The sequence below is a fragment of the Pseudomonas salicis genome (assembly GCF_057128705.1).
On sequence record NZ_JBSKHU010000007.1, the window covers coordinates 129,359 to 150,417 of the forward strand.

At 60.1% G+C, this 21,059-nt stretch carries 20 protein-coding genes; 11 read left to right on the plus strand and 9 right to left on the minus strand.

Annotated elements, in window-relative coordinates:
- Positions 1-56: 56 nt before the first annotated feature.
- Positions 57-1,442 (minus strand): DUF3482 domain-containing protein, encoded by a 1,386-nt coding sequence (locus ACWKWE_RS24500; protein ID WP_483851964.1) that lies wholly within the window; start codon positions 1,440-1,442, stop codon positions 57-59.
- Positions 1,435-2,814: a DUF2868 domain-containing protein gene (locus tag ACWKWE_RS24505; RefSeq protein WP_483851965.1), complete on the minus strand. Its 1,380-nt coding sequence runs from the start codon at positions 2,812-2,814 to the stop codon at positions 1,435-1,437. Before ACWKWE_RS24505 ends, ACWKWE_RS24500 begins: the two co-directional genes overlap by 8 nt.
- A 181-nt stretch (positions 2,815-2,995) precedes the next feature.
- Here ACWKWE_RS24505 and ACWKWE_RS24510 point away from each other — a divergent pair, with 181 nt between their 5' ends.
- Both ACWKWE_RS24510 and ACWKWE_RS24515 read left to right on the plus strand, forming a co-directional pair.
- Complete coding sequence (locus ACWKWE_RS24510) at positions 2,996-3,508, plus strand: dihydrofolate reductase (protein WP_483852081.1); 513 nt, start codon at positions 2,996-2,998, stop codon at positions 3,506-3,508.
- Between the two features lie 291 nt (positions 3,509-3,799).
- On the plus strand, positions 3,800-4,855 hold the full coding sequence (locus ACWKWE_RS24515) for an HAD family hydrolase (protein ID WP_483851966.1): 1,056 nt from the start codon (positions 3,800-3,802) through the stop codon (positions 4,853-4,855).
- Between the two features lie 182 nt (positions 4,856-5,037).
- Here ACWKWE_RS24515 and ilvD read toward each other — a convergent pair whose 3' ends face one another.
- Positions 5,038-6,885 carry a dihydroxy-acid dehydratase gene (gene ilvD / locus ACWKWE_RS24520; RefSeq protein WP_483851967.1) on the minus strand — a complete coding sequence of 616 codons (1,848 nt, stop codon included), beginning with the start codon at positions 6,883-6,885 and terminating at the stop codon, positions 5,038-5,040.
- A gap of 359 nt (positions 6,886-7,244) precedes the next feature.
- Between ilvD and ACWKWE_RS24525 the strand changes: the two genes are divergently transcribed.
- The gene (locus tag ACWKWE_RS24525; RefSeq protein ID WP_483851968.1) at positions 7,245-7,703 is read left to right on the plus strand and encodes an REP-associated tyrosine transposase; all 459 of its coding nucleotides are present in this window, start codon (positions 7,245-7,247) and stop codon (positions 7,701-7,703) included.
- Between the two features lie 94 nt (positions 7,704-7,797).
- On the opposite strand, the gene ACWKWE_RS24530 is transcribed toward ACWKWE_RS24525, so the two are convergent.
- Positions 7,798-8,994, minus strand: a complete 1,197-nt coding sequence (locus ACWKWE_RS24530; RefSeq protein WP_166595789.1) for a class I SAM-dependent rRNA methyltransferase — start codon at positions 8,992-8,994, stop codon at positions 7,798-7,800.
- 213 nt (positions 8,995-9,207) lie between these two features.
- Between ACWKWE_RS24530 and ACWKWE_RS24535 the strand changes: the two genes are divergently transcribed.
- The 3 genes from ACWKWE_RS24535 to ACWKWE_RS24545 all read left to right on the plus strand — a co-directional run bounded on the left by ACWKWE_RS24535 (position 9,208) and on the right by ACWKWE_RS24545 (position 11,318).
- Positions 9,208-10,020 carry an HDOD domain-containing protein gene (locus tag ACWKWE_RS24535; RefSeq protein WP_166595895.1) on the plus strand — a complete coding sequence of 271 codons (813 nt, stop codon included), beginning with the start codon at positions 9,208-9,210 and terminating at the stop codon, positions 10,018-10,020.
- Positions 10,021-10,059: 39 nt separating this feature from the next.
- Positions 10,060-10,872 (plus strand): bifunctional DNA-formamidopyrimidine glycosylase/DNA-(apurinic or apyrimidinic site) lyase, encoded by an 813-nt coding sequence (gene mutM, locus ACWKWE_RS24540; RefSeq protein ID WP_166595788.1) that lies wholly within the window; start codon positions 10,060-10,062, stop codon positions 10,870-10,872.
- A 107-nt stretch (positions 10,873-10,979) separates the two neighbouring features.
- Positions 10,980-11,318 carry a multidrug transporter gene (locus tag ACWKWE_RS24545; RefSeq protein ID WP_166595787.1) on the plus strand — a complete coding sequence of 113 codons (339 nt, stop codon included), beginning with the start codon at positions 10,980-10,982 and terminating at the stop codon, positions 11,316-11,318.
- On the opposite strand, the gene ggt is transcribed toward ACWKWE_RS24545, so the two are convergent.
- The 4 genes from ggt to ACWKWE_RS24565 form a co-directional block, all read right to left on the minus strand.
- Positions 11,300-13,042 (minus strand): gamma-glutamyltransferase, encoded by a 1,743-nt coding sequence (gene ggt / locus ACWKWE_RS24550; protein WP_166595786.1) that lies wholly within the window; start codon positions 13,040-13,042, stop codon positions 11,300-11,302. The genes ACWKWE_RS24545 and ggt overlap by 19 nt on opposite strands.
- 83 nt (positions 13,043-13,125) lie before the next feature.
- Complete coding sequence (locus tag ACWKWE_RS24555; protein WP_074752410.1) at positions 13,126-13,377, minus strand: YfhL family 4Fe-4S dicluster ferredoxin; 252 nt, start codon at positions 13,375-13,377, stop codon at positions 13,126-13,128.
- Positions 13,378-13,468: 91 nt separating this feature from the next.
- A complete protein-coding gene (gene coaD, locus ACWKWE_RS24560; RefSeq protein ID WP_166595785.1) occupies positions 13,469-13,954 on the minus strand; it encodes a pantetheine-phosphate adenylyltransferase in 486 nt (161 codons plus the stop codon).
- A gap of 138 nt (positions 13,955-14,092) precedes the next feature.
- A complete protein-coding gene (locus ACWKWE_RS24565) occupies positions 14,093-15,532 on the minus strand; it encodes a coniferyl aldehyde dehydrogenase (RefSeq protein ID WP_483851969.1) in 1,440 nt (479 codons plus the stop codon).
- A gap of 206 nt (positions 15,533-15,738) precedes the next feature.
- Here ACWKWE_RS24565 and ACWKWE_RS24570 point away from each other — a divergent pair, with 206 nt between their 5' ends.
- The 5 genes from ACWKWE_RS24570 to ACWKWE_RS24590 all read left to right on the plus strand — a co-directional run bounded on the left by ACWKWE_RS24570 (position 15,739) and on the right by ACWKWE_RS24590 (position 20,073).
- Positions 15,739-16,671, plus strand: a complete 933-nt coding sequence (locus ACWKWE_RS24570; protein WP_483851970.1) for a phytanoyl-CoA dioxygenase family protein — start codon at positions 15,739-15,741, stop codon at positions 16,669-16,671.
- Between the two features lie 102 nt (positions 16,672-16,773).
- The gene (locus ACWKWE_RS24575) at positions 16,774-17,220 is read left to right on the plus strand and encodes a sugar 3,4-ketoisomerase (RefSeq protein WP_483851971.1); all 447 of its coding nucleotides are present in this window, start codon (positions 16,774-16,776) and stop codon (positions 17,218-17,220) included.
- Positions 17,221-17,223: 3 nt separating this feature from the next.
- The gene (locus ACWKWE_RS24580) at positions 17,224-18,351 is read left to right on the plus strand and encodes a DegT/DnrJ/EryC1/StrS family aminotransferase (RefSeq protein WP_483851972.1); all 1,128 of its coding nucleotides are present in this window, start codon (positions 17,224-17,226) and stop codon (positions 18,349-18,351) included.
- 114 nt (positions 18,352-18,465) lie between these two features.
- On the plus strand, positions 18,466-19,155 hold the full coding sequence (locus ACWKWE_RS24585; protein ID WP_166595779.1) for a TetR/AcrR family transcriptional regulator: 690 nt from the start codon (positions 18,466-18,468) through the stop codon (positions 19,153-19,155).
- 63 nt (positions 19,156-19,218) lie between these two features.
- The gene (locus tag ACWKWE_RS24590; protein ID WP_483851973.1) at positions 19,219-20,073 is read left to right on the plus strand and encodes a sulfurtransferase; all 855 of its coding nucleotides are present in this window, start codon (positions 19,219-19,221) and stop codon (positions 20,071-20,073) included.
- 43 nt (positions 20,074-20,116) lie between these two features.
- Here ACWKWE_RS24590 and ACWKWE_RS24595 read toward each other — a convergent pair whose 3' ends face one another.
- A complete protein-coding gene (locus tag ACWKWE_RS24595) occupies positions 20,117-21,043 on the minus strand; it encodes a MetQ/NlpA family ABC transporter substrate-binding protein (protein ID WP_166595777.1) in 927 nt (308 codons plus the stop codon).
- Positions 21,044-21,059 lie beyond the last annotated feature (16 nt).

The following is a 21,059-nucleotide window of genomic DNA, read 5'->3' on the forward strand; positions in this document are numbered from 1 at the left end:
TCCCACAGGGTTTCGGTGACGACAGGACCCCGTGCACCCGTTCTCAACAGGTTGGGTCAGCGAATTACTATTTCGGCTAGGCCTTCAACCTGCTCCTGCCGCTCCGCCTGATTCAGCTTCGCATGCGGATTCAGCGACGACCATTGCGGGTGCGCCCGTGCTTTGCGCAGCGCGTCTGGCAGTTTGCGTTCGCGCCAGGATTTGTCCTGCGGCGCATCCAGTCTGATGCTGTCCATCGCTGCGTGGCCCCGCGCCTCCAGCGCCAGCAGCAGTTGCCGTTGACGCAGGGCCAGCAGTCGCAGCACCGCGTCATCTACCGTCAATTCACGTTGGCCCTTCAGTTTGCCGAGCAAGCGCCCGCCATAACTGCGCGCCGTCTGCAGGGCGCCTCCGGCAATCGCTCCGACCAACGCCGCCGCACCCAGGGTGATGCCCCCGACCAGCAGGTCTACGCCTGCGCCCGCCGCTGCACCGGCCGCGATGCCACTGCCAACCCGCACGCCCAACAGCTTCAGGGTTTCCGGGTTGAACAGGTCATCGCCCCAGCGTCCGTCCAGCAACGGTAGATCGCTGGCCAACGCATCTTCGCGACGAAACGCATAAAGCTTCAGCAGCGCCTCGACACATCGTTGCTCGCGCTGGCGGACTGACTGGCGAAGGTCGTCAATGGCGGCCTGCACGTGATCGGCCTCTGTCGAGACGCTGCGCCGACAGGCCGCGCAGTCGATCAATAACTCGGCGATCAGACGTGCGGCGCTGTGGCGACGAAGCTCGCGTTGAGCCTGCTGATCAGTGATCAGCCGCTCCAGTTGTGGGCGCGAATTTTCCAGCAGCAGAGCCAGGCTTTCATACAGCCGCCGCTCGCCGTCTTCCGGGGGCGCCACGCTGTCGAAACGCACCAAAGCATGAAGGCCCAGCCGAGCAAGAGCTTCGCGCCAATCCAGCTCACGATGCTGCGAACTGCTGACGAAATTCAGCACCGGCAACAGCGGTTTGCCGCAACTGGCCAGGACTGCCAGTTCATCACGATACTTAGCGAGGACCGGTTCGCGAGCGTCGATCACGTAAAGCCCCGCGTCCGACGCCAGCAACTGGCGCAACACCTTGGCTTCCTGTTCGAAGCGCTGTCGGGCTTCGCTCCCTTCGAGAAATCGGGCCAATCGCGCAGGGCCGTCGAGGCGCTCGCCAGGACGATCCAGGCGCTCCAGAAAGTCGAGCAGGGCGATGGCGTCTTCCAGGCCAGGTGTGTCGTACAGTTCCAGCAACGCTTCGCCGTCCACCGACAAGCGCGCCCCTTCCACGTGCCGCGTCGTGCTGGGGCGGTGGGATACCTCGCCAAAGCCGACGTCGCGGGTCAGGGTCCGCAGCAGTGAAGTCTTGCCGACGTTGGTGTGCCCGACGACGGCCAGTTTCAGCGGGCGCGCTTTTGATCCTTCAGTCATGTCCGGTCTCCAGCCAATTCAGTGGCGCGCTGTCGGTCCACGTCAGCTCCAACGGTCCCAGCGCGACGTGCCAGTCGTCCAACCGGTCGGCGTCCAGCGCTTCACCGTCGGGCGGGGGCAGCAGCCAGACCCGCGTGGCTGTCGCGCAGCGTGCCATTTCGGCGATAAGCGCAAGACTGCCGCGATCAGGCGAGCGGCGGGGGTCGCAGGCAATCACGAGGCGTGCGGGCGGGTAGCGGGTCAGTTGGTCAAGCAGATTACGGCGGGATTCGCGGCTGTCGAGGATGCCTGCGTCGGCCACGTTTCCGGGCAGCGTCGGCGGCCAGACGCGTTGATCATCCAGCTCGATGGCGACCAGCAACGCGCCCTCGCTGTCAGTGACCGAAGGGCCGGGTTGCACCGAGTGCAACGAGGCGGGCGCGGCGTCGTTGATCCCCAGCCGCTCGCTGCTCGGCATCAAGCGTTCGCGTAGCTCGACGAAGCCAGGCTCGCTCAGGTCCAGCGCCAATTGCTTGCGGCCTGCACGCCAGCGGCCATAGCAGAACAGGGCCAGCAGTAGACGAGGGGCAATGCCGTACACGACGAGAACGCCCACCAGCCAAGCTGCCCAGGCCTGTCGGGCGTTCTCGATCATCAGCACGTTGTCGCCGCTGGCACGGATCATGTCTTCGGTCGGCACGCTGAAGCCCAGCAGCGACGGCAGCGTACCGAGACTTTGAGTGAGATTGACGAACGTATCGCTGCCGAGAATCGTGGTTTCCCAGACAAACCCGTAGCGCCGGGTGGCCATCAGCAACAGCAGCAAGGTGAGAGCGCTGAGCAGGGCCAGCAGCCAGAGCCCGTTGACACAGGCGCCAAGCAGCCAGCGATTCAGTCGTTTGCGTTGCAATAGCAGGATCAGGGCGGGGGCCAGTTGCGCTGCTTGAGCATCGCGGGCGAGTTTTTCGCTGAGCCACCACCACAGCCTTCCAAGGCTGGCCGCGCTTTCCCCGGCGAACAACAGGCCCAGCAGCCAGCTGATCAACAGAATCAGGTTCACGCCCAACAAACTGCCCAGGGCCCAGAACACGTTGACTGGGGCTTGGCCGTTGCCCAGCGCTGCGAACGCCAGGCCGGCCCCGCTGATCACCGCGAAAATGGCCAACACGATCAGCGACAGCCGCGCGCCCTGTTTCCAGTGGCGCAGCGCTGCGAGCATGCCGTCGCGCTCGGCCAGCCAGCGGGCTCGGTGTTTGATGCGGGTCAACAAGTCGCCCCCTGTCACGCGGGCGCGGCGATTGGCTTCGTCGTCATCAAGCGGGCCTGCGTGTTGCTCGCGCAGGCGCACCGCTTCGGTCAGCCAGAGTTCATCGAGTGGGGTCAGTGCAGTCACACGGCGTCTCGTTGGTGAAATCAGAAGTGAGCATAACCGCTGAGGCTGACTCGCGCAGTCAAGCAGTTGCAACTTAGGACAACCGCTGTCGCGAGCAAGCTCACTCCTACAACCGATCGCATCTTATGCATCCGTGCATACCTGCATGCGTGTGTGCATGGGTACTGCTATCCTCGCCGCCATGAAAAAACATCTCCCCCTCAGCCTGATTGCCGCCCTCGGTGAAAACCGGGTCATCGGCGTCGACAATTCCATGCCCTGGCATTTGCCGGGGGATTTCAAATATTTCAAGGCCACCACGCTGGGCAAGCCGATCATCATGGGGCGCAAGACCTGGGATTCGCTGGGCCGTCCGTTGCCAGGCCGGTTGAACATCGTGGTGACTCGCCAGGCGGACCTTCAATTGGAAGGCGCCGAAGTGTTTACCTCACTGGACGCCGCCGTTGAGCGTGCCGAAGCGTGGGCGACCGAGCAGGGTGTGAGCGAAGTCATGTTGATTGGCGGCGCGCAGCTGTATGAGCAAGGGCTGGCGCAGGCAGATCGTCTGTACCTGACTCGCGTGGCATTGAGCCCTGAAGGGGATGCGTGGTTCCCCGAGTTCGATCAGGCGCAGTGGCAGTTGGTTTCCAACACTGAGAACCCGGCGGTGGATGACATGCCTGCGTACAGCTTTGAGGTGTGGGAGCGAAGGTAGAACAAATCCTGCGCCTGCCCCTCATCCAAACTGTGGGAGCGAATTCATTCGCGAAAAATGGATCAGGCGACAAAGATGTGCCTACCTGCACGCCGATTCGCGAATGAATGAGCTCACAGGTTTACGTCGCCATTGCCACAGGCTTGTAACAAATATGTCGCTTTTGCGTCATCTGTCGTGATCGGCAATGAACATGACGCCATCAGAACGCGCACCGTCGCTGACGCATTAAAACAGTCATTACTTTTTGTTACGGTCCAGCCTCGAATTTATAAAGGGGAGGATACCGTTATGAAGCTCGCACCAAAATTGTTGGCCGTTGCGGTCTGTCTGGGCCTTGCCGGTCAGGCGTTTTCGACGGAATTGAAGCACTGGCCGGAGCCAGCGGCCAAACAGCTGGATGCCATGATCGCGGCGAATGCCAACAAGGGTAATTTCGCGGTGTTCGACATGGACAACACCAGCTACCGCTACGACCTGGAAGAGTCGCTGCTGCCGTATCTGGAAAACAAAGGTCTGCTGACCCGCGAAAAGCTCGACCCTTCCCTCAAGCTGATCCCGTTCAAGGACACCGCTGAACACAAGGAAAGCCTGTTCAGCTACTACTATCGCCTCTGCGAAATCGACGACATGGTCTGCTATCCATGGGTCGCGCAGGTGTTCTCCGGCTTCACGCTCAAAGAGCTCAAAGGCTACGTCGATGAGCTGATGGCCTCGGGCAAGCCGGTACCGAGCACCTATTACGAAGGCGATGTGGTCAAGACCATAGAAGTGCAGCCGCCGAAGGTCTTCACGGGCCAGGCCGAGCTGTACAACAAGCTGATGGAGAACGGCATCGAGGTCTACGTGATGACCGCTGCGTCCGAGGAACTGGTGCGCATGGTCGCGGCCGATCCGAAGTACGGCTATAACGTCAAACCGCAGAACGTCATCGGCGTGACCACGCTGCTGAAAAACCGCGAGACCGGCGAGCTGACCACCGCACGCAAGCAGATCACGGCAGGCAAGTACGACGAAAAGGCCAACCTCAATCTTGAGCTGACGCCTTATCTGTGGACCCCCGCGACCTGGATGGCGGGTAAGCAGGCGGCGATCCTGACCTACATCGATCAGTGGAAAAAACCGGTGCTGGTGGGCGGCGACACCCCGAGCAGCGACGGCTACATGCTGTTTCACAGCGTCGACGTGGCCAAGGGCGGCGTGCACTTGTGGGTCAACCGCAAGGACAAATACATGACCCAGCTCAACGGCATGATGAAGTCCAACGCCGAGGCACAGGCCAAGGAAGGGTTGCCCGTAACGGCGGACAAGAACTGGGTGATCGTCAAGCCGGATGAGATTCAGTAAGGCGATCGGCGTCGGTGACGCTGTAGGAGCGCGCTTGCCCGCGATGGCGTGGTGTCAGTAGGCACATTTGGTAGAGACAGACGGCAATCGCGGGCAAGCGCGCTCCTACGAAGCACCATACCCATAAAGCAAAAAACCCGGCATCGCTGCCGGGTTTTTTCATTCGCAACGTCAGCCGCCGATCACGGCACCAGCTTGTCCAGCAGCGCCTTGTCACGCACGGCGCCTTTGTCGGCACTGGTCGCCAGCAGGGCGTAGGCCTTGAGGGCGGTGGTCACTTTGCGCGGACGCGCTTCGACCGGTTTCCAGCCTTTCTTATCTTGCTCGGCACGACGGGACGCCATTTCTTCGTCGGAGATCAACAGATTGATCCCACGGTTCGGGATGTCGATCAGCACTTTGTCGCCATCACGCACCAGACCAATCGCGCCACCCGCCGCCGCTTCCGGCGAAGCGTGGCCGATGGACAGACCGGAAGTCCCGCCAGAGAAACGGCCGTCGGTCAGCAGTGCACAGGCTTTGCCCAGGCCTTTGGATTTCAGGTACGACGTCGGGTACAGCATTTCCTGCATGCCCGGGCCGCCTTTCGGGCCTTCGTAACGGATGATCACGATGTCGCCAGCCTTCACTTCGTCGGCGAGGATGCCGCGCACGGCGCTGTCCTGGCTTTCGAAAATCTTCGCGTTGCCTTCGAACACGTGGATCGACTCATCCACACCGGCGGTTTTCACCACGCAGCCGTCCAGCGCGATGTTGCCGTACAGCACAGCCAGGCCGCCTTCTTGCGAGTAGGCGTGCTCAACACTGCGGATGCAGCCGTTCTCGCGGTCGTCGTCCAGGGTTTCCCAGCGAGTGGACTGGCTGAACGCGGTTTGCGTCGGGATGCCAGCAGGACCGGCCTTGAAGAAGTGATGGACCGCTTCGTCGTCGGTCTGGGTGATGTCCCACTTGGCGATGGCTTCTTCCATCGACTTGGAGTGCACGGTCGGCAGGTCGGTGTGCAGCAGTCCGCCACGGGCCAGCGAACCCAGGATGCTGAAAATACCGCCAGCGCGATGCACGTCTTCCATGTGGTACTTCTGGATGTTCGGCGCCACTTTGCACAGTTGCGGCACTTTGCGCGACAGGCGATCGATGTCGCGCAGGTCGAAGGCGATTTCGGCTTCTTGAGCGGCGGCCAGCAAGTGCAGGATGGTGTTCGTCGAGCCCCCCATCGCGATGTCCAGCGTCATGGCGTTTTCGAACGCTTTGAAATTGGCGATGTTGCGCGGCAGTACCGAGTCATCGTTGTCGCGGTAGTAGGTTTTGCACAGCTCGACGATGGTGCGGCCAGCCTGCAGGAACAGCTGCTCGCGGTCGCTGTGAGTGGCCAGGGTCGAACCGTTGCCTGGCAGGGCGAGGCCTAGGGCTTCGGTCAGGCAGTTCATCGAGTTGGCGGTGAACATGCCGGAGCACGAACCGCAGGTCGGGCACGCACTGCGCTCGTATTCGGCGACTTTCTCGTCGGAGGCGCTGGAGTCGGCGGCGATGACCATCGCGTCAACCAGGTCCAGACCGTGGCTGGCGAGTTTGGTCTTGCCAGCTTCCATCGGGCCGCCGGACACGAAGATCACCGGGATATTCAGCCGCAGGGCAGCCATCAGCATGCCGGGGGTGATCTTGTCGCAGTTCGAGATGCAGACAATGGCGTCGGCGCAGTGGGCGTTGACCATGTACTCGACCGAGTCGGCGATGATCTCGCGGCTTGGCAGCGAATACAGCATGCCGTCGTGGCCCATGGCAATGCCGTCATCGACCGCGATGGTGTTGAATTCCTTGGCCACGCCGCCGGCTTTCTCGATCTCGCGGGCAACCAGTTGACCCAGGTCTTTCAGGTGCACGTGGCCCGGAACGAACTGGGTGAAGGAGTTGGCGATGGCGATGATCGGTTTCTTGAAGTCTTCGTCTTTCATCCCCGTCGCACGCCACAAGGCACGCGCGCCGGCCATGTTGCGGCCGTGGGTAGACGTTTTCGAGCGGTAATCAGGCATTGGAGCACTCCGGGCGGCTAATCAGGTTCAGTAAGGGAGTGAGCTTCTCTTGGTCCATTGCAACGGCGACAGGTCGCTGCCGTTACGGATGAGGTCGGCGACGTCACAGGATCACTGCGCGCTCGACCGGAGCTCATAAACCCGCCGGGGGATGATTGGCGATGAATAGGGCGATTCTACACCCCTGACCGCGGGATGGAATGGTTGGGATCGAAGCATCGTAAGCGTCCTGTGGTAACCCTGTAGGAGTGAGCTTGCTCGCGATGGCATTTCAACAGACACATTCTGACTTTCTAATATGGGAAGGGGTGACGTGCGCCTCCTAACCTGATTCATACGGTTTTGGATGAGGTAAAGGAATGTCGGATCTCCCACGTTATAAATCTCTACGCAATGGTCGATACTCCGAATCAGGAAGAATCTACCTCATCACCTCGGTCACTCAACACCGTAATCCTGTGTTCAACGATTGGCGTTTAGGACGGTTGGTTGTAAGCGAACTGCGCATGGCTCACGAATCCGGCGCCGCAAACTCATTGGCTTGGGTCGTAATGCCTGACCACATTCACTGGCTGTTTGAATTGAAAGACAGCCAGCTAACGTCGCTCGTTCAACGAATCAAGTCGTGCAGTGCTCGCGCGGTCAATCGCGCGAGGGGGGAGCATCAGCAGCTTTGGCAAAGAGGCTTTCATGACCGTGCCCTTCGACGAGACGACGATATTGTGAAGATGGCGAGGTACGTCGTCGCCAACCCACTGCGTGCCGGGCTGGTGAAAAAACTAGGCGATTATCCGCTTTGGGACGCTGTGTGGCTGTGACACCAGATCGCGAGCAAGCTCACTCCTACAGGTCTTACGCTAACCCGGTAGGAGTGAGCTTGCTCGCGATAGCGTCATGTCAGACGCCGCTTACTCAGCTGTTCGGCAACAACCGGCAGGTGATGCTCTTGATATACCGTGTTTCCGGGATCGCCGGGTGGACCGGGTGATCCGGGCCTTGGCCGCCGCGTTCCAGCAGCTGGATGTTGCGGTCAAGGTGGCGGGCGCTGGTCAGAAGGATGTTCTGCAGGTCGTCTTCCGGCAGGTGCATCGAACAGGAGGCGCTGACGAGGATGCCGTCTTTGCTGAGCAGGCGCATGGCCTGTTCGTTCAGGCGGCGGTAGGCGCCTTCGCCGTTTTTGAGGTCTTTCTTGCGTTTGATAAAGGCGGGCGGGTCGGCCACGATCACGTCGAAGCGCTCTTCAGCGTTTTTCAGCTCTTTAAGGGCTTCGAACACATCGCCTTCGATGCAGGTGACTTTCTCGGCAAAGCCGTTCAAGCCAGCGTTGCGCTCAACGCCATCGAGGGCGAAGCCCGACGCGTCGACGCAAAACACTTCGCTGGCGCCGAACGCACCCGCTTGCACGCCCCAGCCGCCGATGTAACTGAACAAATCCAGCACGCGCTTGCCTTTGACGTACGGCGCCAGGCGCGCGCGGTTCATGCGGTGGTCGTAGAACCAGCCGGTTTTCTGGCCTTCCATCACCGGCGCTTCGAATTTCACGCCGTTTTCTTCCAGCGCGACCCACTCCGGTACCAGCCCGAACGCCGTTTCTACATAGCGGTTCAGGCCTTCGGCGTCACGGGCGGCCGAATCGTTTTTCAGCAGAATGCCGCTCGGCTTGATCACTTGAATCAGCGCAGCCAGCACGTCGTCCTTGTGTTGCTCCATGGTGGCCGATGCCAATTGCACCACCAGAATGTCGCCGAAACGGTCAACCACCAAGCCTGGCAGCAGGTCGGAGTCGCCGTAGACCAAGCGATAGAACGGCTTGTCGAACAGGCGCTCGCGCAGGGACAGGCAGACGTTCAGGCGGTGCACCAGCAGGGATTTATCCAGTGGCAACTTGATATCGCGAGACAGCAGTCGCGCGCAGATCAGGTTGTTCGGGCTCATGGCCACGATGCCGAGCGGCTTGCCGCCTGCCGCCTCAAGAATGGCTTGAGCGCCTGGAGCGAAGCCATTGAGCGGGGTGGCGGCAACGTCGATTTCGTTGCTGTAAATCCACAAATGACCGGCGCGCAGGCGACGGTCGGCGTTGGGCTTGAGGCGCAAGCTAGGCAGGGACATGACGTCGCTCCGGGGAAAAAAGAGCGGGATTATACCGCTGCGCGCTCGCTCGGGTGAATTTACCTGTAGGCGGTCTGTCGGGACCGAAGAGTGTTTCAACGGTTGTCGAAGCATGGGCGGTAAGGGTTAGAATCGCCCCCTGACCTTGAGTGTGTACTTATGTCCCAAGAGCTTACTTCCGAGCAGATTCAGCAGGCGTTGCAAGGCATCAGCGTGCCGCCCCAGCCGCAAATCATGGTCGATTTGCAGATGGAGCAGTACATGCCCGACCCTGATCTGGGTGTGATCGCCCGGTTGATCGCACAGGACCCGGGGCTCTCCGGCGCCTTGCTAAAGATCGTCAACTCGCCTCACTACGGTCTCGCGAACAAAATCGCGTCGATTCAGCGTGCAGTGAACCTGCTGGGGAGCCGCTCGGTGATCAACCTGATCAACGCGCAGTCGATCAAGGGCGAGATGACCGACGAGACGATCGTGGTGCTCAATCGTTTCTGGGACACCGCCCAAGACGTCGCGATGACCAGTCTGACGCTGGCCAAGCGAATCGGCTCGCAAACTGTGGACGAATCCTACGCGCTCGGTCTGTTTCACGACTGCGGTGTGCCACTGATGCTCAAGCGCTTCCCCGAGTACATGAATGTGCTGGAAGAGGCTTACGCCAAGGCGGGGCCGGACCGGCGCGTGGTGGATACGGAAAATCACATTCTCAACACGAACCATGCGGTTGTCGGCTATTTCACGGCCAAATCCTGGCGTTTACCTGAACATGTGAGCAATGCCATCGCTAACCACCACAATGCATTGGCGATTTTCCAGGAAGAGTCGGGCCGTAACGCGCCGCTGAAGAACCTGCTGGCGATCCTGAAAATGGCCGAACACATTTGCTCATCGCATCGGGTGTTGGGTAATCAGGCGGTGGACCATGAGTGGAACAGCATTGGTCACCTGGTTCTGGATTACGTTGGCCTGTCCGACTACGACTTCGAAAACCTCAAAGAAAGTATCCGAGAACTGAGCGCACACTGAGTTTGCGCGCTCGCGTTTCACCCGCCATCGAGCCGCCCCATGCCTGAATTACCTGAAGTCGAAACCACTCGTCGGGGCATCGCGCCCCATCTCGAAGGCCAGCGCGTCAGCCGCGTGATCGTGCGTGATCGCCGCCTGCGCTGGCCGATTCCAGAAGACCTGGACGTACGGTTGTCTGGCCAGAAGATCGTGGTGGTCGAGCGACGCGCCAAATACCTGCTGATCCAGGCCGAAGTCGGCACGTTGATCAGCCATTTGGGCATGTCCGGGAATTTGCGGCTGGTCGAGGCGGGGTTGCCTGCCCTCAAGCATGAGCATGTGGACATCGAGCTGGAGTCGGGGCTGGCGCTGCGTTACACCGACCCGCGGCGTTTCGGCGCGATGCTGTGGAGCCTCGACCCACACAACCATGAGTTGTTGATTCGGCTGGGGCCTGAGCCGTTGACCGATCTGTTCGACGGGCTGCGGTTGTATGAGCTGTCGCGTGGCCGTTCGATGGCGGTCAAGCCGTTCATCATGGACAACGCCGTGGTGGTGGGCGTGGGGAATATCTATGCGACCGAAGCCTTATTTGCGGCGGGCATCGATCCGCGCCGTGAGGCCAAGAGTATTTCAAAGGCCCGCTATATAAAGCTGGCGATTGAGATCAAGCGCATTCTCGCGGCGGCCATCGAACGCGGCGGCACCACGTTGCGGGACTTCATTGGCGGCGATGGGCAGCCGGGGTATTTCCAGCAGGAGTTGTTCGCCTATGGCCGAGGCGAGGAGCCGTGCAAGGTCTGCGGGACGATCATGCGCGAGGTGAAGCTGGGGCAACGGGCGAGCGTGTTTTGCCCGAAATGTCAGAAGTAAAACGAGACGGAAATTGTGGGCAGGGTCTGCATGGCCCCCTTGCTTAACCCCAATCCCTGTTTATAGTGAGCAGCATCACTTTTCCGCTGTGCCTGAAGGATCACGCCATGAGCCCGTTTCGCATTCTCGCTGCCACCCTGGCCTTGTTTTTCGGCTTGCAGATGACCCCGGCGATGGCGCAGGTCGAAGCCTCAGGCAGCGGCGACCCCGTTTATGAAATCCAGAACCCACCGGCGTACGCCATGATCGGCGACCTGTTGATCGCCCGCCCGCTGCTGATCGTCGCCACGGTCGCGGGTGCGGCGCTGTTTGTCGTGGCCTCGCCATTCGCGGCGGCAGGCGGCAATTTGGGTGCCACCGGCAAGGCTCTCGTGGTCGATCCCGGCAAGGCCGCCTTCGTTCGCTGCCTCGGCTGCACCACCAGCGGCTACGGCAAACACGACTGATCCGCGCAGGTCCGCACCAGACTCAGCGGTGCATCGGGCCTGAAAATCGCTGAAATCCCTACGCCGCGAGGATCGCTCGCGGCTTCGACGTTGGCGCTGTTCTTGTGCCACAGCAGCACTTGCTGGTTACCGAAATCGCGCTTCGTTTCCCTGAGCTTGTAGCCTCGTTCGCGCAGGTCACTCAATTCTTCGGCGGTAAACGCCCCCGGCTCGTACTCCATCACATCCGGCATGTACTGATGGTGGTAACGCGGCGCCGACACCCATTGGGCCACTGGCCGGTCGTCCAGGTATTCCAGCATCGACAGCAGCACAATGCTCGGGATCCGGCTTCCTCCCGGAGTGCCGAAAGCGGTGAAGGTATGCGGGCTTTCGATGAAACTGGGGCTCATGCTCGACAGCGGCCGTTTGCCCGGTTCGATGATGTTGGCCTGACTGCCCACCAATCCGTACGTGTTGCTGCCTTTGGGATCGACAGCGAAATCGTCCATTTCGTCGTTGAGGATCACGCCGGTGCCGGGCACCGTAAACGTCGAGCCGAACGGAAGGTTCAGAGACAGCGTTGCCGCAACGGCATTGCCTTCGTCGTCGAGCACTGAGAAATGGCTGGTGTTGTCGCCTTCCCGCCAGCGGGGCGCCGGTGGCAACGCAGTGTTCGGCGTCGCCATGTGAGGGTCAACGCTAGTCGAGAGCTGGAGCAGATAATCAGGCGCCAGCACTTGGGCAATGGGATTGGGTACAAAGTCGGGGTCGCCAAACAACACCCGATCACGGTAAGCGCGGCGCAACACTTCGACGACGTAATGGGCGCGTTGCACCTTTTCGGATTCGCGCCACGGCAGCTGTTGCAGCATGTACAGGCTCTGCGCCAGCGCGATGCCGCCCGCCGATGGGGGCGGGGCGCTGATCAATTCGCGCTGATCCGCCAGTTGAAAGCGTAGCGGCGTGCGGGTGACGACGTCGTACTCTTCGAAGTCGTGGTAATTCCAGATTCCGCCTGCCGCCCGATTGCCATTGACCATCGATTGCGCCGTCAGACCGCTGTAGAAACCAGCGCGGCCTTTATCAGCCAGGCGGTCGAGAGTTTGGGCCAATTCCGGTTGCTTGATGACTTCGCCCAGGTCCGGCACATCGTTGTTGCGCAAGAACAACCGGGCGCTCTCTTTGTTGGCCCGCAACGCGAAGAGTCGCCAACTGGCGCGTTCACGATAGATCTCATCCACCTTGAACCCGCGATAGGCGATGCGAATGGCGGGTGCCATGGAAATGCTGAGGGGCAGTCGCCCATAACGTTCTGCGAGTTCGACCAGCGCGGCGGGCAAACCCGGAATGGCAGCCGCCAGCGGGCCGTTCAGGGACAAGTCCGGCTGCACGATGCCGTTGCGGGTGAACATCTTGAGTCTGGACTTCAAGGGCGCTTTTTCTCGCGCATCGAGAAACTGGTACTGCACCGGCTCTCCGGCCTGGCGGAGCAAAAAGAAACCGCCGCCCCCCAATCCAGAACCGTAAGGCTCAACCACGGCGAGGGTGGCGCTGATGGCAACGGCGGCGTCGAACGCGTTGCCGCCATCGACCAGGATTTCTCGGCCGGCGGCGGTGGCGATGGGGTGTGGGCTGGCAATGGCGGCCTGCCGGGGATGGTCAGGGCTGCCGTGAGCCGAGAGGGCGCACAGAAAAAGTGTGGCGCCAAACGAGGACGGTATCCACGTAAGCTTCAATGTCATGCGTATCTCGCTCGCTCAGGTCAACAGGCATTACAGCCAGTGTCTTCGGCGAAAGCGCGTATGCCGACAGGATATGCCTTCGTTTATGCCTTGCTGGTAATCAACTGGTACTTGGCCATCAGCTCGTCTTTGCTCTCGACGTGGTTTTCATCCAGTGGGATGCAATCCACGGGGCAAACTTGCTGGCACTGCGGCTCGTCATAGTGGCCAACACATTCGGTGCACAGGTTCGGGTTGATCACGTAGATCTCTTCACCCTGGGAAATCGCTTCGTTCGGGCACTCGGGTTCGCAGACGTCGCAATTGATGCAATCGTCGGTGATGATCAGGGACATGGAAACTCCAGCCGCGGCCAATGCCGGGGCATAACTAAACTAATGCGGCGAATTGTGCCGCATTAGCGCTCGGTATGCACCTGAACATAGCTCACGTACCCGGCTGAAACCTCTCCTTGAGCGCCTGGGCGACAGCCGGATGCACGAACTTGGTGATGTCTCCCCCCAATGCAGCAATTTCCCTGACCAGCGTAGATGAAATGAACGAATAGCGTTCGGACGGCGTGAGAAAAAGACTCTCGACGTCCGGCGCAAGTTGTTTGTTCATGTTCGCCAGCTGGAATTCATATTCAAAATCGGAGACAGCACGCAGGCCACGCAGCAGGATGTTGGCGTTCTGTTCCTGGGCGAAATGCGCCAGCAGGGTCGAGAAACCCACCACTTCGACGTTGTGCAGGTGCTTGGTCGCCTCGCGCGCAAGCTCGACGCGTTGCTCCAGCGAAAACAGCGGGTTTTTCTTGGGGCTGGCGGCTATGGCAATGACCACTTGGTCGAACATGCGCGATGCGCGCTCGACCAGATCGCCATGACCCTTGGTGATAGGGTCGAAGGTGCCTGGGTACAACACTCGGTTCATCGCGTCGTCCTGGTCGGAGTCCGAAGGGATTCGGATGGTAGCGCAGCGGGGCGAGGCGGCCAAGTCGCGGGCGTTTCCACAGGAATCGCGGGCGTGCCGACATTCCGCGACGCCACCAACCCCGTGCATGGCTGCGGCCTACCGAATGAACAGCTTGTAGATCAATTTCTGAATCGCTTTCCCGTAAGGCGGATAAATCAGCCGTGCTGCGTTGAAACGCTGTTTGATGAACACACCTTTGGCCTTGCTGAATGTCAGAAAACCTTCGTGGCCGTGGTAATGGCCCATGCCGGAGGGGCCTATACCACCGAAAGGCAAATCGTCCTGCGCAACGTGGAGCAGCGTGTCGTTCAGACAGACTCCGCCGGAATGAGTCTGCTCCAGCACCCGATTCTGCTCGGCCTTGTCGTACCCAAAGTAGTAAAGGGCCAGCGGCCGAGGCCGGCGATTGATGTAGTCGAACGCTTGTTCGATGCGCTCATACGGCACGATGGGCAGCAAAGGGCCGAAGATCTCGTCCTGCATCACCCGCATGTCGTCGTTGACGTCGAGCAGCAGACTGAAAGGCATACGTCGCCCTTGGCCCTGCTCATACAACGAGATGATCTGCGCACCTTTGCTGCTGGCGTCGGCGATGTAACCGTTCAGCCGTGCCATTTGCCGTGGATTGATAATGGCGGTGTAGTCCGGATTGTCCGCCAGTGTCGGATAAAACCGTTTGACGGCCTGACGGTAGGCGCCGACGAACTCATCGATCCGGTTCGCGGGTACCAGCACGTAGTCAGGCGCCACGCAGGTCTGTCCGGCGTTCATGGTCTTGCCAAACGCGATTCGCTCGGCGGCGTCCATGATCGGCACGTCCTGCGAAACGATGGCCGGAGACTTCCCGCCCAGTTCCAGCGTAACGGGCGTCAGGTTTTCAGCGGCGGCGCGCATCACGTGCCGTCCAATGCTAGTGGCCCCGGTGAACAATAAATGATCAAAAGGCAGCTTCGAAAACGCTATCCCCACCTCGGCTTCCCCCAGAACCACGGCCACCAGATCCTCTGGAAAAATCCTGGCGAACAGCGTTTTGAGCAGTTCCCCGGTCGCAGGCGTTGACTCGCTCAGCTTGAGCATCACCCGATTACCTGCCGCCAGCGCGCCGACCAAGGGGCCAATGGCCAGATACAACGGATAGTTCCACGGGACGATGACACCGACGACGCCCAACGGCTGATAGATGACTTTTGCTGACGCGGGCTGAAACGCCATGCCGACGCTGCGTCGAGACGTGCGCATCCATTTCTTCACGTGGCGGCGGGCGTAGCGGATGTTGTGTAGGCTCGGCATCAACTCGGCGAGCAGCGTTTCATCAGCGCTGCGATGGCTGAAATCCGTGCTGATCGCCTCGATCAACGCCTGGCGTTCGTCGCTGAGCAATTGATGCAGGCTGTCGAGCCATTGCAGGCGCTGCCCGGCAATCGGCATGGGATTGGCCGCAAAGGCCTGACGTTGCAGGTCGAACAGGCGTTCGAGCGTATCAGGCGGTGTGGATGCCGCCTTGAGCGTTGGCCTTTGGACGGGTTCGACAGGCATTGCTGCGGTTCCTTTTGAAGTTATAGAGTGTTTCTAGAGTTGTAGCTCTACAAAGTCAAATGCCGCCTGCGAGCTTGAGTTTGGGCAGGATTACAGCGTTTCTGGTCACATACGCGGCCAAATATTTTTCCGGGCGAGATTTCATTTAAATCCCGTTCCGCCGATAAGGCTTTTAGTGCGTTCGCGGACCGTTTAGCGGGTAGATCATGCAAAGCTGCGTAAAGAATCTGATTGAACAAGGCGCCCACCTGTTTGGTGAAATGCTGAATGTCGAGCAAGTCCAGGCGCTCTACCGCGCCATGGTCGCTGCACGTGCGTTCGATGGCAGCCTGTTCATGGACGAAGCGGAGTATCTGGCCCAGGAAAACCATTTCAACGCCAACCCGACCAAGGCGTTTAATTTTCTGAATCAGTTCGATGAGCAGTTGCAGTTCATCGAGCAGGACCCGCGCTTGACGGGCGTACTCAGTGAGCTACTGGGCGACGATTATGAAGTGGTGATCAAAAAGGCGGTTTGTGGCGTCCCGGATTCGTGGCTGCCAGACTGGATTCGCGAGCGGATTCGCGACGTGAACGTGGCCAATCTCGGCCCATACATCAAGAAGCCTTACCGCGACATCACCTATTTTCGCGGCATCGACTTTCATCAGGACATCATTGATTGGCCCCAAGGGCGGGTCGAACTGGACCCCTCTACGTTTCTGACGCTGTATGTCTATTTGCATGACGTGACGGAGTACGATTCGCCACTGCACCTGATTCCTGGCTCCCACCAGTTTGGCGCCACGCTGTTTCCGCACAGCCTTGAGCCGTTGGGGGGTGATCAATGGATGTACGCCGATGACCACGGCAACGCGATCCGCTGCGAGGATCGCACCCTGCTGGGCGGTCCCGGCTATGTCGGGTTGTGGCACAACTGCACCTTGCACGGCACGCGACCCGTTGCGCACGAGTCTGAGCAATTTCGTTTGTCACTGCGTTATCTGGTGGGTAAGTCGAACGGCAATCAAACGAAGACCGCCATTGATGAGATCAACGAGACGCTTCAAGGGGATCTCAAGCCGATGCACACGCGCCGGGACCTGGACGACAGAGGGGCTGCGCGGATGCGCGGCAATATCATCAATGCGAAAGGTTGAAGCGGCCAGATCCGGAGTTCGACTCTCCGGCAGCCAACTTCGGTACATCAACAGGTTGTCGACAGGCTGCAAGGGATTGCGCGAGTTCGCGAGCAAAACGTTATGAAAATCCAATTCCTGCAGTTGCAGACACATGGCGATGAGCGCGGCTCATTGATCGCACTGGAAGAGGGCAAGAACATCCCCTTCTCGGTCAAGCGTGTCTACTATATGTTCGAAACCGGGGAGGGGGTCCGTCGTGGCTTTCACGCCCACAAGTCGCTGAAACAGGTGGCCGTGGCCGTACGAGGCTCGTGCCGTTTCATGCTGGATGACGGGACGGAGAAAATCGATATCCGTCTTGATCACCCGCAACAGGGGCTGCTGATCGAGTCCTTCATCTGGCGGGAAATGTACGATTTCTCCCCAGACTGCGTGCTGATGGTGCTGGCCGACAATCTCTACGATGAGGCCGATTACGTCAGGGACTACGCCACTTTTCAGCAGATGATTTCAGACGAGATGGCCCCGGATGCGTATCGACCTTTTTTGACCGCGGCACGAGGTTAGTGAATGGATATCCCGTTTCTCGATTTGAAAGCGGTCAATCATGAATACGCCGACGAGTTGAAAGCGGCTTGCGCCAGGGTCATCGATTCAGGCTGGTACATCGGTGGCGCCGAGTTGGCCCGGTTCGAAAAAGCATTTGCCGAATACTGTGGTGTCCCCTTCGCTGTCGGCACCGGTAACGGCCTGGACGCGCTGATACTGGTGCTTCGCGCCTGGAAACAACAGGGCAAACTCAAGACCGGGGACGAGGTGCTCGTCCCTGCCAATACGTTCATTGCCACGGTATCTGCGGTGACCGAAACCGGGCTCGTACCCGTGCTGGTCGATATCGACCCCGCCACGCACAACCTCGATTGTGCAGCCGTCGAAGCCGCTATCACTCCTCGAACACGCGTGCTGCTGCCGGTTCATCTCTACGGCCAACTGGCGCCGATGCCACAGCTCATGGCCCTGGCGGAGCGGCACGGGTTGCTGGTGCTTGAAGACTGCGCCCAAGCGCATGGTGCTCAGTTGAACGGTCGCAAGGCCGGTAACTGGGGGCATGCCGCCGCCTTCAGCTTCTATCCAGGAAAAAACCTCGGCGCGCTCGGGGACGGTGGCGCCGTGGTCACGTCGGATGAAGAGCTGGCACGATTGGTCAGGGCATTGGGTAACTACGGCTCCAGCGTCAAATACCGGCACGACTACCCCGGCGTGAACAGCCGGCTGGACGAAATCCAGGCCGCGATGCTGTCGGTCAAACTGGCTTATCTGGACGCCGATGCCGAGCGTCGTCGGAAAGTGGCCGAGCGCTACCTGCGAGGGGTCAACAACCCGCTGATCACGCTGCCTGGCGTTAGCGAGCGCAACGCTCATGTCTGGCATCTCTTCGTGGTCGAATGCGTTGAGCGCGACGCCCTGCAACAGCATTTGGCGCGGCGTGGTGTTCAGGCCGCCATTCACTACCCACTGCCAATTCCTGATCATGCACCGTACAAGACCTTGAAACTGAGCCTTCCCATGGAGAAGGCGCGCTTGCATGAGCGAATTCTGTCGCTGCCGATTTATCCGACACTGACCGAAGGCGAGCAAGAACGGGTCGTGGCGGCGCTCAACGAATTCAAGCGGGAGAACGCGTCCGGACACGTTTGAAGAATGTGCTCTTCACGCCGGGGGCGTGTGATGTGCTGCCAAGACGCACCGAGTCGCGACCGCATGCGTTAAGATCCAGCACATCACTGTGACAACCACACGTTCGAGTCGAACATGGCGCCGCGCATCAAAACCCTACGCATCAAAACCCGTGAACGCATCGTGCAGAGCAGTCTGGAGCTGTTCAATCTGCAGGGCGAGCGTAGTGTCAGCACCAACCACATCGCCGCGCACATGGAAATTTCGCCGGGCAATCTGTACTACCACTTCCCCAATAAGCAGGCGATCATCGCCGAGCTCTTCAGCGAGTACGAAACGCTGGTGGACAGTTTTCTGCACCCGCCGAAAGGGCGTTTGCCGGATGTCGAAGACAAGCGCCATTACCTGATGGCGATCCTCGACGGGATGTGGCGCTACCGTTTCTTGCACCGCGACCTTGAGCACCTGCTCGACGCCGATCCAGAATTGGCGACGCGCTATCGCCGGTTTTCCCAGCATTGTCTGATCAAGGCCATGGCCATTTATGGCGGCTTTGTCGAGGCCGGGATCTTGAAAATGGACACCGTGCAGATCGAATCCTTGACCCTCAACGCCTGGATCATCCTGACGTCCTGGGTACGTTTTCTTTGCACAACGCGGGAAAACGCCGCGCACCTGAACGAAAACGCCATTCGGCGCGGTGTCTATCAAGTCTTGGTGCTGGAACTGGCCTACGTCACGCCGCTGGCGCACGACGCGGTCCACGCGCTGTGCACCGAATTTTACGTGCCGCTGAACAAGGCACTGGAGGAGGCGACCCCATGAGCGTCTCCTTCAATCCAATGGTCTTATCGCTTTAGCCACTTTCACTGTCTGCAGGAGCCCGTCATGTCCATCGCGCAATTGATCAGCCCGCAACAACTGGCCGAACGCCAAAAACAGCCCGGCCTTGTGATTCTGGATTGCCGTTCCTCTCTTGAGGATCTGGACTACGGCCAGCGCAGCTACGCGGAGGGCCATATCGAAGGCTCGTCCTACGCCGACTTGCTCAATGACCTGAGCGGCCCGATCACCAAGGGCGTGACCGGTCGACACCCATTGCCTGACCCCAACACGCTGATCGACCGTTTGCGTTTCTGGGGCGTCAACAATGACAGCGACATCGTGCTGTACGACGACGGCCCAGGCGCCTATGCCGCGCGTGCATGGTGGCTGCTGGCGTGGCTGGGCAAACGCGAAGGCGTGTTCATTCTCGACGGTGGCCTCAAGGCCTGGCACGCGGCGGGCTTGCCGTTGAGCCTCGACCCGCCGCAGCACGTCGAGGGGCGATTCGAAGGCAAGCCTGACGATGCGCTGGTGCTTAGCGCGGCCGATGTGCAGAAGAAGCTCGATAAACCTGAAGTGACCCTGATCGATGCCCGTGCCCCGGCGCGTTTCCGCGGGGAGGTCGAGCCAATCGACCCTATGGCCGGGCACATCCCGGGCGCGCAATGCGCAGCGTTCACTGACAACCTTGGGCCGGATGGCCGGTTTTTGCCTGCCGATCAGCTCAAGCAACGTTTCGCGGAAACCCTGAACGGCCGCCCGCCCGAAAAACTGGTCGCCTACTGCGGTTCGGGCGTGACGGCCTGCCACAACCTGTTTGCGCTGTGCCTGGCCGGCTATCCATTGGGACGTCTGTATGCGGGGTCGTGGAGCGAGTGGATCAACGATCCGCAGCGTGGCGTGGCGAAAGGGGAGTGATGCAAATGGCGCCGTTACGAGCAGCGGCGCCAGATGTCCCGTATCAGCGGACGAGTTTCTGGTCGGGCACTACGAAGCCTTTGTAGTTGGTCTCGATGAACTGCTTCACTTCCGGCCCGGTCAGGTACTTCGCCAATAGGGTCAGTCGAGGATCGTCCAGCATCTCGTTGCGTGCGTAGATGAGGTTGGCGTACGGGTTGTCGGCCGTGTGTTCCCGCACCAGCGCACGTGATGGATCGACGCCGTTCGACAGGGCAACGTCCCCGTTGATGAAGCTGGCATCGGCATCAGGCAAGGCTTTGGCCCGCAACACTGTGTCGGTCGGGATCAATTGCAGATGGCGCGGGTTGTCGATGATCGATTTTTCGCTCACCGAAATCGCCGCTGGCGAGCTGTCGAGCTTTTCCACATTGAGCTTGATCAGCCCCAAGTCCTGAAGAATGAACAGTGAGCGGGGCAGGTTGGTTTGCTCGTTGGGGACCAGGATTTTCGCGCCGTCCGGCAGGTCTTTGGGGCTGGTGTATTTCACCGAGTACAAGCCAAAGGCGTTCAGCAGCACTGTCGCTTTGCCATCGAAGTTGTTGAGCTTGGGGTGCGCCGCTTTCCAGGCGTTGACGTAGGGTTGGTGCCCCGTGAAGTTCACGTCCGTGTCGCCGCTGGCGAGCAATTCGTACGAGTCTAGCGCGCCACTGCCGCCGCTGGTGGTCAGCTTGAGCTTCAGCCCGGAACCGTCAGCGTCCGCGAGTTTCTGTACGAAACGCACAATGTCGCCCTGAGGCGAAGCCGTCGCGTAAATCTTCAGCGGCGTGTCTGGGACGGTCGTGCCCTTGTTGGCGGTGGCCGTCACCTCGCTGGCCGACGCAGTAGCGCCCATGAAGGCCGGAATGACCATCGCAATACTGGCAGCGATCGCGGTAAAGGCGGCGGCCAATGCCACCGTGCGTCTGGATGTGGCGCGTGTGTTTTCCATGATTTCTCTTCGACAA